At 69.4% G+C, this 11,125-nt stretch carries 10 protein-coding genes and 2 pseudogenes; 10 read left to right on the forward strand and 2 right to left on the reverse strand.

Features of this window, described 5'->3' with window-relative positions:
* Positions 1-723: 723 nt before the first annotated feature.
* Positions 724-906: a hypothetical protein gene (locus ACH4XV_RS48290; protein WP_395800984.1), complete on the forward strand. Its 183-nt coding sequence runs from the start codon at positions 724-726 to the stop codon at positions 904-906.
* 547 nt (positions 907-1,453) lie between these two features.
* Here ACH4XV_RS48290 and ACH4XV_RS48295 read toward each other — a convergent pair.
* Positions 1,454-1,684 (reverse strand): hypothetical protein, encoded by a 231-nt coding sequence (locus tag ACH4XV_RS48295; RefSeq protein WP_395800986.1) that lies wholly within the window; start codon positions 1,682-1,684, stop codon positions 1,454-1,456.
* 410 nt (positions 1,685-2,094) lie between these two features.
* On the opposite strand from ACH4XV_RS48295, the gene ACH4XV_RS48300 reads away from it, so the two are divergent.
* From ACH4XV_RS48300 to ACH4XV_RS48320, 5 genes and pseudogenes are all read left to right on the forward strand, one after another.
* Positions 2,095-2,724 (forward strand): RNA polymerase sigma factor, encoded by a 630-nt coding sequence (locus ACH4XV_RS48300; RefSeq protein WP_395800988.1) that lies wholly within the window; start codon positions 2,095-2,097, stop codon positions 2,722-2,724.
* Complete coding sequence (locus ACH4XV_RS48305) at positions 2,721-3,770, forward strand: CU044_5270 family protein (RefSeq protein ID WP_395800990.1); 1,050 nt, start codon at positions 2,721-2,723, stop codon at positions 3,768-3,770. Before ACH4XV_RS48300 ends, ACH4XV_RS48305 begins: the two co-directional genes overlap by 4 nt.
* A gap of 77 nt (positions 3,771-3,847) precedes the next feature.
* Positions 3,848-5,659 carry a hypothetical protein gene (locus ACH4XV_RS48310; protein ID WP_395800992.1) on the forward strand — a complete coding sequence of 604 codons (1,812 nt, stop codon included), beginning with the start codon at positions 3,848-3,850 and terminating at the stop codon, positions 5,657-5,659.
* Positions 5,660-6,443: 784 nt separating this feature from the next.
* On the forward strand, positions 6,444-6,815 hold the full coding sequence (locus ACH4XV_RS48315; RefSeq protein ID WP_395800994.1) for a helicase associated domain-containing protein: 372 nt from the start codon (positions 6,444-6,446) through the stop codon (positions 6,813-6,815).
* An 82-nt stretch (positions 6,816-6,897) separates the two neighbouring features.
* Positions 6,898-7,071: pseudogene (locus tag ACH4XV_RS48320) on the forward strand (ISAzo13 family transposase); the annotation flags it as partial.
* A 448-nt stretch (positions 7,072-7,519) separates the two neighbouring features.
* Here ACH4XV_RS48320 and ACH4XV_RS48325 read toward each other — a convergent pair.
* Complete coding sequence (locus ACH4XV_RS48325; RefSeq protein ID WP_395800996.1) at positions 7,520-7,990, reverse strand: MarR family winged helix-turn-helix transcriptional regulator; 471 nt, start codon at positions 7,988-7,990, stop codon at positions 7,520-7,522.
* A 119-nt stretch (positions 7,991-8,109) separates the two neighbouring features.
* On the opposite strand from ACH4XV_RS48325, the gene ACH4XV_RS48330 reads away from it, so the two are divergent.
* From ACH4XV_RS48330 to ACH4XV_RS48345, 4 genes and pseudogenes are all read left to right on the forward strand, one after another.
* On the forward strand, positions 8,110-8,562 hold the full coding sequence (locus tag ACH4XV_RS48330; protein ID WP_395800998.1) for a DUF6069 family protein: 453 nt from the start codon (positions 8,110-8,112) through the stop codon (positions 8,560-8,562).
* Entirely contained in the window at positions 8,559-9,002 is a 444-nt protein-coding gene (locus ACH4XV_RS48335) for a nitroreductase family deazaflavin-dependent oxidoreductase (RefSeq protein WP_395801000.1), read from the forward strand. Before ACH4XV_RS48330 ends, ACH4XV_RS48335 begins: the two co-directional genes overlap by 4 nt.
* A 499-nt stretch (positions 9,003-9,501) precedes the next feature.
* Positions 9,502-9,618: pseudogene (locus ACH4XV_RS48340) on the forward strand (transposase); the annotation flags it as partial.
* A gap of 914 nt (positions 9,619-10,532) precedes the next feature.
* Positions 10,533-10,997 carry a transposase gene (locus tag ACH4XV_RS48345; protein ID WP_395801002.1) on the forward strand — a complete coding sequence of 155 codons (465 nt, stop codon included), beginning with the start codon at positions 10,533-10,535 and terminating at the stop codon, positions 10,995-10,997.
* Positions 10,998-11,125 lie beyond the last annotated feature (128 nt).

Genomic DNA, 11,125 nt, shown 5'->3' on the forward strand with positions numbered 1-11,125 from the left:
GCGGCGATCACATCGGGGCTGGCGGGGCCGGTGGAGTGCGTCACGGTGAACAGTCGGCCGTCGTCGGTGACCTGTAGCTTCTCCGCGCCCGGATCGACCGGCCGTCCGTGGCCCGGCACAACCCGAGAACCCGACGAAGGGCCGGCATCCCCGTCACGGAGGCACCGGTTCGACGGGCCGCCTGCGCCTCAGCCGACGGCGGGACCGTCCGGTTCCCCGAAGGCGGGCACGTCCGTCGGAGCCGTGTCCTCCCGGAGTACTGCGGCCGGTGCGGTCTTCGGGATGGCCACGCTTCTCTTCGGTGCCATGCTCGTCCTTGTCGCCTCGGTGGCCCTGGGGCGGGAGGTATGAGACGAACTCGTGGGCATTCGCCAGGGCCGACGCCCGTCGCAGGACGAGGTCCGGCACCAGTGGGACGACACCGTCGAGCAGACCCGATCACGGTGGCGTGCCGTGCGCGGACACCGTCCGTCCGAGCACTCTTCCTGATTGTCGAGGAGTCCCCCGATCGGTCAACGCGCCCGCGCGAACGCCCTCCGGCACGCTGCACTCACGGCCTCGGCCTGGCTCGCCGGTTCGATGACCAGTCCTCGGGCAACAGTTGACGACACGGGTGCGCCCGCCTCCGACGGGAGCCTCCATCTGCGGCAGCTCGGATACTGGGAATCGGTCGGTGAAAGGATGCACGACGCTCCGATCATCGTGCTCCTACCCACGGGTCAGATGCTGGCGATCCTGGCCTTGCCAGGGATGAGGAAGCGAAACTCGGAGATCGCCGAGCTCCGCCCGCCCCTGTTCTTCTTCGCCCTGACCCTGTGGCCCCTGTTTGCGGCAGACAGCAAGAGCTTGCTGCTTGCGCAACTGCTCGGCCTGGGAATCTTTACGGCACTGCTGAAACCCCGCTGACACGCGCCTGCTTCGGGCTCGACCGCACTGGTCGGGCTCGAAGCATTCGTTTTGGGTTCGAGAGCCGTCCGAGCGAATCCGACGGTATCGACGGTATCGACGGTAAACATCAGAGTCGGGAAGGCTATCTTTCAGCGCCGCTCGAGGTTGAAGCAGCCTCCGGCGCCGTGCCGGTTACCTGAGTAGCGATATGTGAAAGGGAACATAGTTGTGCCGCCGTATTGAGTCTGGGGGGCGGCTGGTTTGGTGTGCTGCGCATAGCCTGTGCACCAAAGGCCCGGACCGTGTTTGTGCTGGTCATGGGCTTTCTGCCCTGGTCGCAGAAGTGGGGTCGCGGTCTACCGCCCGCATGCGTGGCCGGGGGATGGGGCCGTGGTGGATCTCGGCAAGATGGTCCAGGCGAATCGCGTCGAGGCCGGTTTCGCTGAGCCCCGCCCGGTGCGCGTCGGCGATGCCTTCTCTGCGGCGGCGACCAGTGCCGCCGCCCTGGGGTGGAGGATCCGGCAAATGCGTGGGCCTGCGAGGTGGAACACGAGTAGGGCAACGCTCACGGCCGCCACGTCGTGGCCGAGGAAGCCGCCAACGTGTCGGGGGCTTTCGTGAGTTCGATGGACGGAACCAACGTCGAGGAGTGCGAACTCAACTTTTCCGGCAGGGGGAGGTCGCGGGCCTCGCGAACGCTTACGTACACGCCCCGCTGCGGCAGCTGTCCCGGGAACTCGTCGTCGTCCGAGACCAGTTGTTTGCGTTGCTGCACGGCCGGCAGAAGCCGGGACAACGACGGACCCTGCTGCTCGGAGGTGAGTGCGGTCGGCGGGCGTGGCCGCCGCGCGGTGGCCGTACTCGGTGACGACGTTCTTGGTGGGGGCGTCGGTGGGGTCGTGGTCGACGAGTCGGGTGCGGTTGCCGACGATGTCGTAGGCGAAGGGGGGCCGGTTGGCGTCCGGGCCGCCGACCGTGGTCTTGGTCGGGATCTGGATGGGGCAGCCGCCGATTCCGGGGACATTGGGCGCGGGGAGGGTGGTTTCGGCCGTGTCGGTCCGGGCTTCCTTCAGACGGAGCTTGGCGTCGTGGGCGAAGCACTGGGTGTCGGTGGTGTGGTTGTCGTGCTTGGATTCGGACGGGCATCGCGGCGATGGTGTGATCCACGTCACGGGAACTCGGCGGCCGCTGCGGACAACTTGGCATGTGAACTATTCGATGCACGCCGCGATCCGCGCCGGCGATCCCGTCGCGTTTCGCGAGCTGTTCCAGGCGCACCACGGGGTCGTCTACGCGCACGCCTATCGCGTCACGGGGGACTGGGCGGCGTCGGAGGACGTGGTCTCGCTGACGTTCCTGGAGGCCTGGCGACTGCGCGAACGGTTGCGCGACGAGGGTGAGACGCCACTGCCCTGGTTGATGGGCATCGCGGTCAACGTCCTGCGCAATCGCCATCGGGCGGCGCGCCGACATCGCCACGCGATGGCCCGCTCGCCCGGGCGCACCGTCGTCCCCGACATCGCCGACGCCGTGGTCACCCGGATCGACGAGGACGAGCGGTTGACCGCCGCCCGCGCCGCGCTGGGCCGGTTGCGCCGGGGCGATCGCGAGATCTTCACGCTGTGCGTGTGTTCGGGGCTGACCTACGCCGAGGTCGCGCAGGCGCTCGACCTGCCGGTGGGCACGGTGCGCTCGCGACTCTCCCGCGCCAGGGCCCGGTTGCGTGGGCTGACCGAGGAGGAACTGCGCGACCTGCGCGGCTCCTCCGTTCCGCACGGCGCGACCGTCGCGCCGCCCGCCACCATCCGCACGATCCTTCGGGAGCCGGCCCCATGACACACCGACCCCCCACCCCCGCCACGCGTGCCTCAGGGACCGGCACGCCCGTCGAGGCCGACCGTGCCCACCCGCACGACGACGCGACCGAACACGCCTTGGCCCGGGCCGTCTTCCCGGCTCCCGAGCGCCACCGACTGCTCGAAGAGCACCTGATGCGCGAGATCACCGGCGATATCGCCCGCACCACCCGCGTGGCCCGCCCCCGCCGGCTGCCGCGTTTCGCCGCGCCGGTCGGCGCGGTCGGCGCGGTGCTCGCGCTCATGGCCGGGGTGACGCTGTTCGGTACGCCCGACACCGGCCCGTCCCGATCGCCGCGGACGACCGTGAGAACCCTCGACGTGTCCGGCGGTCCGCCGATCCCCACCCCGGGGCAGGTCCTGTACACCGAGCAGGAGTCGTCCTCGTGGTCCGCCAGGGACGGCGTGCCGATCATGATTGCGCCACACTCGCGCAAGGAGTGGGTCTCACGGGACGGCCGCCGCCTGTTCGTCGACGAACGCGCGGCCGGACCGTACGGGCTGCTGATCAACGATCCGCCGAAGCGGTGGAACTACCTGGAACTCTCCGCCCTGCCCGCGACCCCGCAGGCGCTGTCGACGGCGATCCGCGAACGGCTCGTCCGGGCACCCGGCGGCGATGCCATCAACCTCGACCAGGACGTCTTCGACGACATGGGACGAATCCTCCAGCAGGGCGTGCTGCCGCCGGGAGTGTCCGGTGCGCTGTACGAGGCGTTGACACGCGTACCGGGCGTGGTGCGGACCGAGCAGGCCGCGGACGGGCGCGGCCGACGGGGCGTCGGCCTGGCGCGTACCGATCCGAGGAGCGGCCTGCGCCGGGAACTGATCCTCGACCCGGCCACCGGGGCCCTCCTCGGCGTGCGCGACGTCGTGACCCTACCGGGAAAGGATCACCCGATCGGGGCGATTCTGTCGCAAAGCACCATGCTCGAAAGCGGCATAGTCGACTCCATGCCCGACGGCCCGCCGTTCGGATTCGACGGTTCGCACACGGTCGCGACCACGCCGACACCCGGGTCGTGACCGACCCCACGCACACGCGGCCGGCACGCAACCGCCTCGACGGCCATCCACTCTCGGAACCGAAACACAAGGACGACATGACCGGCACCACCGCGCCCGCACTCGCGCCCGACGCGCTCCCCGATCCCGCCACACCGACGGAATCGACACCGGCCCGAGGCCCGGCCGGCCGGCGCCGCATCCTCGATCGTGTCGCCATCGCCGTTCCCGTGCTGGTGCTGGCCGTCATGGGTTGGCATCGCCGGTGGATCACCGACGACGGGTTGATCTACGTGCGCGCGGCCCGGCAGATCCTGGCCGGCAACGGCCCCGTGTACAGCCCCGGCGAGCGGGTGGAGACGTCCACGGGCACCCTGTGGCAGTGGCTGCTGGCCCTGCTCGACGCGCTGACGCCCGGCGATCCGGCGCGCACCGCCGTTTACGCCGGGCTGGTGGTGTCGGTGGCCGGGTTGTGGCTCGCCCTGGCCGGCACCCGCCGACTGTTGCGCGCCGAGACCGACAGGGTGCTCGTGCCGGCCGGCGCGCTCGTCCTGGTCGCGCTGCCCCCGGTCTGGGACTTCGCCACGTCGGGCCTGGAGACCGGGCTGCTCGTCGGCTGGATCGGCCTGTCGTGGTGGTTGCTTGTCGGGGACTCGCCCGCCCGGTCGATCCGGCGACTGCCGTGCGTGGCAGGGGTGTTCGGGCTCGGCTTCCTGATCCGCCCGGAGCTGGCGGCGACCTCGATCGTGTTCCTGATCGCCCTGGTCCTGGTGTCCCGGCCGAGCCGGCGTGCGGTCGTGGGGATGTGTGCGGCTGCCGGCGCACTCCCGTTGGGGTACCAGGTGTTCCGCATGGGCTACTACGGACTGCCCTATCCGATGCCCGCGGTCACCAAGAGCGCGACCCGGCAACTGTGGGGACGAGGCTGGGACTACCTCCTCGACTTCGACCGTCCGTACCACCTGTGGATGCCCGCCCTGTCAATCCTGGCCGCGGTGGTGCTGCTCCTGCTGCGGCGCCGGCCGCGCCGACGGCGCACCGTCATCCTCGGTACCGCGCCGGTGGTGGCCGCGCTCGCCCAGGCGCTCTACGTACTGCGCGTCGGCGGCGACTTCATGCACGGGCGCATGTGGTTGCCGGTGCTGCTGCTGATTCTGCTGCCGGCACTGCTCGTGCCCATCGATCGACGGGTGGTGGCCCTGCTCGTGCTCGTCTCGGTCTGGGCGGTGTGGTGCGGTGTCTCGCTGCGGTCGGGGCTCACCACCACCGACGGGCCGCGCCCGGGGGTGTATCAGACCTGGAACGAGCGCATGGTCTACGTGAATTGGACCAAGACCACCAATCCGACCACGTCATACGCGCACAGCGAGACCCTTCCGGGGTTGCACGCGGAGCTGTTCCGCCTCGACGCGCAGGGTCGGCGGGTGCTGGTACTGGACGGCAACTATCTCACCATCCCCGGCGGCCCGCCGCCGCTGCCGCTGCGCTCGGACGTGCGCGCCGCCGAGGCTTTGGTGATGGGCCGGCTCGGCGTCGGCGGTGCGGTCACCCCGTTGCGCGGGATCGTGGTCGACGTATGGGGCCTGGCCAATACCGTCGGCGCGCACATCGAACGCACCGAGCACGTCGCCGCCGGTCACGAGAAGCTGCTCCCCCTGGCCTGGAACATCGCCCTGTACGTCGATCCCGCCGCGTGGTCGCTGGTCCCGCCGAACATGGCGGCCCAAGAGGACATTCACGCCGCCCGGGCGGCGCTGGACTGCGGCGACCTCAAGGAGTTGCTGCACTCGACCACGGACACGATGACCCCGGGCCGCTTCCTGCGCAATCTCACCGGCTCCTTCGACCGCGCCGCGCTGACCATCCCGCCCGACCCCAGGGCGGCGGAACGCAAATTCTGCCGCCACTGACGCCCCGACCTTCGGGCGCAGTTCCCGCGCCGGCGAACGCGCCGGCGCCCAGGAAGCAGGCTCCAAGGCTCATGATCGACGGTGTCTCCTCGCGGTCGCTCTCCGAAATCACTCGCCTCGGACGCACCCGGAACCACCTGCAACCAGGGAATCAACCCGACCCATCCCGCCCGAGCCGAGATGCCGCGGCAGGCGGTACCCCCGATCACGACCGGATCGGCTTGCGCCCTCCCCCGCACACCACAACCCCGATCGGGTCGGGCAATTGCTCGATTACATCTACCCCGAACATACGATCACCCCACCGAGGTCTCGGTCTCGATCCGGCGGACTCGACCGGGGGCGGGGCGGTCGTCGCGCGGCCCCATCCCGCGAAGGTCCGCCCGCGCTCCGTCATCGTTTTGTCCTCGACCGGTTCGGCAGCGGCCCTGTCGGATACGTGGAGTAAAAGAGGCGGTCTTGCGCATCGCTTGCCGGGCCAGGCGCGCGGTCGGGTGCGCCGGTGGGCGGGCTGGTTGCGGCAATACGCCGTTCACATCACGAAGTTCGTCAGCGCCGGGTCGGTCGGTGGAGTGCGCTGTCTCGCTCGCTCGGTATGCGCCGGACCGGCTCGCCGCCGACGTGAGCACGCTGCACCATGACCTCGAGGCCGTCAGCGCGCACCTGATCGACGACGGTGCGGTGGGTCGGCAGGCCGAGGGCTTGGCCGTACTGGGGGAAGCCACCCGGATCCTCCGTCGCCTGGCCTCGGAGACACCCGAGGTGTTCACCGGGCGCATGGGGAATGCGCAGGCGACACGGGCGAATCTCCTCGACGAACTCGGACGAGACGAGGAAGCCCGGGAAATCCGCCGGCGGCTCGCCGACGAGGCCCCCGGGAACTCCCCGCCCGCGACGGTCGACATCGCGGCGGCCGAGGCGGCGGCGCACGCGCGAGCAGGCGTGGGCGATCCCGGTGGGCGCGGCGGCGGCCCACCGGACCCGGGTCGGGCACCTGGAAGTCCCGCGCGCCCACGTGGAGTCGGTGGTGGCGTTCGACGGGTGGCCGGAGGACGTACGGCTGGGGGTGTGGGTGACCACGACCAGGAGCAGGCGGGCGAAGCTGTCGGCCGAGCGGATCGCCGAGCTGGACGCGTTGGGGATGCGCTGGACGTGAAGTCGGATGTGGGATCCGGAGTGGGGTTCGTGTGAGGATGGGGGTTCGAGGCGTCGATCGGTGACCGGTCGACGCCTCGGGTGTGTCCGGGCTCGCACACGCGGCGCCGGGCCGGCCCGGCGGTCCTGAACTCGAGGCGGGGCTCGATCCGCTGCCCGAGGAGCGTATCCGGCGCCCCGGCGGCGGTCGGATGCGGGCCGAGGCGGTCGATCCTCAGCTGGTTCCGGCGCTCATGGCGCTGATCGAGCCGGACGAAGGAACGGGTGCGGCTGTCCACCGAACTCGACGTTCGGTGGTGGACGGCGTGCGCGAGCCGGGATCGTCCCTGTCCCAAACGGCGGCAGCTCGCAACAAAGGCGGTTCGTGGGCGGGTTCGGCCTCGGTGAAGCCATCGAGGCCTGGCCTCGTTCACTTCTGACGGTTCTGGCTCAACTTCTGGATGCTGTTGGTGATCTTTCGCTTTGGTTCGCCACGGTGACGCCCGGGGCCGCTGCTGCTTCCCTGAGAAGGGGGCCGCGGTGAGGGGCGACGTTGTCGATGGGGTCGAGTTCGGGGACCGGCATTCCGGTGCGGACGTTGCAGGTTGCGAGGGCTGCGAATCCGCGTGGCACGGCCGCGATGTGGGTGCGTGACCGGTTGATGGAACAGCGGGTACCGACGGGCCGTACCTGCCTTCTCCTGTCTTTGCTGTTCGGGTTGGCGTGTCAGCGGTGCCGGTCGGGGTCGGCCGGAGCCGGATGAACCGGCGGGCCGTCCAGGATGCGCGCCAAGAGGTCGCGCAGGATGTGCTGGTCGGTTGCGGGCATGGCGAAGAACGTCTTGGTGAACGCGTGTGTGCGTGCGTGCAGCTCGGCGAGTTTCTCCTGGCCCGCGCCGGTGAGGACGACGTGCTTGACCCGGCGGTCACCCGGCGCGGGCGCACGGATCACCAGCCCCCGGCGTTCCAGGCCGTCGACGATGCCGGTGACGTTCGAGGGCTCGCAGGAGAGCCATTCGGCCAACTGGCGCATCGGAGCGGGGGGCGTCAGCTTGGTGAGCACGAGGGCTTGAGCCGGCGGTAGGTCGAGTTCCGCCGCCGCGGCGTTGAACTGGGCGCGAAGCCGCCCGGTGACCTCGAAGACCAGGGTGCTCAGGTCGGCTACGACCGGATCCGTCTCGTCGCCACGTTCGCTCATGGCCACAGCCTACGACATGGTTCAGCTAATCGATGATTGACTTCCTTAATCAATGACGTATGCTCCTGCCGGACCAGATGATTCAGTATCTGAACTATTCATGATCTCAAGGAGCCGCTATGACGCCGACCACGGACACCCGCCCGATAGCGGGCAGCCTGAGAGATGTGCACCGAGCCCGGGGCCTCGCAGTCGTAGGTGCGGTCTCGGCGTCACTCGCCGTGTGGGCGGTCGGGGATCCCCTGCTCGGATGTGACCTGGTCGTCCGGCAGAAGGGGCAGACCCGGGATCTCGGGGCCGCGGCCATGGGGATCTTTGCGTTGGTGCCCGCACTGCTCGGCTGGGCGCTGCTCGCCGGACTGGAACGGATGACCGAGCTGGCGGGACGGATCTGGACGGCCGCCGCCATGGTGCTGCTGGCCGCGTCCCTCGTGCCGGTATTTGCGGTCGAGGCCGGCGGCGGCACGAAGACCACGCTCGCGCTCGCGCACGTGGCCGTCGGCGCCGTGCTGATCCCCGTCTTCCGGAAGACCGCCGGAACCCGTCTGCGTCTGCTCGGGGGTGCGCGATGACCGGCTTCGACGACGAAGTGTTCGACAGCCCGACTCCGTGGGTGGCGGAGCACATTCGCGCCTACCTGGACACCGGCGGAACGAACGGCCACCTCTACCAAGGCTGGCCGACTCTCCTTCTCACCACGCGTGGACGCCGCTCCGGGAAGTTGCGACGCACCGCTCTCATCTACGGTCGCGACGACGAACGCTACGTGCTCGTGGCATCCAACGCCGGCGCCGCGCAACACCCCGCCTGGTACCTCAACCTGGCGGAGCATCCCCAGGCCGACGTCCAAATCGGTGCGGAGACCTTCACCGTGCGAGCGCGCACCGCCACCGCACAGGAAACACCGCCGCTCTGGCGGCGAATGGCCGCCATCTTCCCGATGTACGACACCTACCAAGCCCAGTCAGTCCGCCGCATCCCCGTCGTGATCCTGGACAAGGAACCTTGCTGACACCAGGTGCCGCCGGATTTTCCGGCAACTCACCCCCTGCTTGCTCTCGATCGCGCGCGTCAACAGCCCCGCACAGTGGTCACACCGGATCGCCGCGTATAACCGTTTCACTAGGCAAGTCCGGTGTCGGAATCGCAAGTGTCGGGTTTCACATCCAGCCGCTGCGGAACGCGGAAACGGTGAAGTGCGACCGGTGTTCAGCTTGACTCTGTCGTGGATCTTGAGGATCCCCGGCGGGGCAGCATGATCAACGGGCATGCTCGGCTCTGTTCAAGGACCGATGCAATTGTCGAGGTGCCCGTTGTTGCTCCACGCACGTTCTGATGAGCAAGTCCCGTCTCTGACCGTGCAGATGGCGCGAGCGAGTAATCCGGGCGGTACGACGGCGATGTGGGTGAGAGACCACCTGGGCGGGCTGTGGCGTGACGAGGATTTCGCCGACTGATACCCGCGCGACGGCCGCCCGGGTCTCTCGCCCGCCCAGCTGGCCACCGTCTGTGTGCTCCAGTTCCTGCTCGGTCTGTCGGACCGGCAGGCGGCCGAGGCGGTTCGCTGCCGCATCGATTTCAAATACGCGCTGGCCATGGAACTGGACGATCCCGGTTTCCACCACAGCGTGCTTTCCGACTTCCGTGAGCGTCTCACCGAGGGCGGACGCGCCGACCGTCTCCTCGACCTCGCGCTCGAACGCCTGAAGGAGGCCGGTCTCGTCCGCGAGCGCACCACACAGCGCACGGACTCCACCCACGTCCTGGCCGCGGTGCGCGACCTGACCCGGCTGGAACTGGTCACCGAGGCCGTCCGCGCCGCGCTGGAAGAGCTGGCCGGCACAGCTCCGCACCTGCTGGCCGGCCTGGTCGACGAGGAATGGGGACGCCGCTACGGCCGCCCGGTCCGTCTGGGCAAGAACCCCACCCGCCCCAAGACCAGGATCCTCGCCACAGGCGGCGACGCCGTCCGGCTGTTGGAACGCGTCGGGGAGCACGGCGCGGACCGCCCGTCCGGTCCGCGCGTCCAGGCCCTACGACAGATCATGGTGCAGAACTACTACCTCGACGGAGCCGGCCGCCTGCGCTGGCGCACCGCCGAGGACGGCGGGCTGCCGCCCTCGGCCGTCGCGGTCGTCTCGCCCTACGACCTGACGGCTCGCTACGCGCGCCGCGGACACGTCACCGGCTGGAAGGGATTCGTCGCACACCTCACCGAAACCTGTGATCCCGACGGCGTCAACGTGATCACCGATGTGGCCACCACCGACGCCACCGGTTACGACGCGAAGGCTCTGCCCGGCATCCACGCCAGGCTCAAGCATCGCGGGCTGCTGCCCTCCGAGCATCTGGTCGACGGCGGCTACACCTCCCTGGTCCATCTGGAACAGGCAGCCCGCGAACACCGGGTCACGGTCACCGGACCGCTGCCGATCAACACCACCCGCCAGAACCGCAGGAACAACGGCTTCGGCCGCGACGACTTCCACATCGACTTCGACCGCCGGCAGGTCACCTGCCCGCAGGGCGAGACCAGCGCGGGATGGCACGGCCCCTATCCGACCTCCTCACCCACCGCGGCACCTCTGATCGTGGCACGGTTCACCAAGAGCCAGTGCCGTTGCCCGGTCCGCACCCGCTGCACGACCACCGCAGACAGCGCCCGAAGCGTGGGATTTCCCCGCGAGAACTCCGTGACCTGCAACTCCGCGTCCGCGCCGAGCAGCAGACACCCGAATGGCAGGCCCGCTACGCGGTCCGCTCCGGAGCGGAAGGCACCATCAACGAACTCGCCCACGGACACGGCATGCGCCGCTGCCGCTACCGGGGACAGCACAAAGCCCACGTACAGCACGTGCTCACAGCCATCGCCGCAAACATCGAGCGCCTCAGCCGACGGCCGCCGACCGGGGAAACACCCCCGTCACGGCCGCCGACCGCCTTCCAGAACTACCCAAATCAGCACGCGATCCCCCGGCCGAGATCTTGGCGGTCCGCCAGAGACTGAGCAGACCACCAAGATCCCCGACAGAGTCAACTCCTAGATCGTTGATGTGATTTTGGTTGTTCGTCTGTGGGCATGGCGAAGGGCGTCCATGGTCGGTGTGTGAAGACTGACTTGGACGCCCTTCTGAC

This window comes from Embleya sp. NPDC020630, assembly GCF_044334985.1.
Classification (GTDB): Bacteria; Actinomycetota; Actinomycetes; order Streptomycetales; family Streptomycetaceae; genus Embleya.

Excerpts from the sequence above, each read along its gene's own strand:
- ACH4XV_RS48315 (WP_395800994.1), top strand. The coding sequence starts at position 6,444 with ATGCGCAGGCGACACGGGCGAATCTCCTCGACGAACTCGGACGAGACG.
- ACH4XV_RS48305 (WP_395800990.1), top strand. The coding sequence starts at position 2,721 with ATGACACACCGACCCCCCACCCCCGCCACGCGTGCCTCAGGGACCGGC.
- ACH4XV_RS48290 (WP_395800984.1), top strand. The coding sequence starts at position 724 with ATGCTGGCGATCCTGGCCTTGCCAGGGATGAGGAAGCGAAACTCGGAG.
- ACH4XV_RS48310 (WP_395800992.1), top strand. The coding sequence starts at position 3,848 with ATGACCGGCACCACCGCGCCCGCACTCGCGCCCGACGCGCTCCCCGAT.
- ACH4XV_RS48330 (WP_395800998.1), top strand. The coding sequence starts at position 8,110 with ATGACGCCGACCACGGACACCCGCCCGATAGCGGGCAGCCTGAGAGAT.
- ACH4XV_RS48335 (WP_395801000.1), top strand. The coding sequence starts at position 8,559 with ATGACCGGCTTCGACGACGAAGTGTTCGACAGCCCGACTCCGTGGGTG.
- ACH4XV_RS48345 (WP_395801002.1), top strand. The coding sequence starts at position 10,533 with ATGGCACGGCCCCTATCCGACCTCCTCACCCACCGCGGCACCTCTGAT.
- ACH4XV_RS48325 (WP_395800996.1), bottom strand. The coding sequence starts at position 7,990 with ATGAGCGAACGTGGCGACGAGACGGATCCGGTCGTAGCCGACCTGAGC.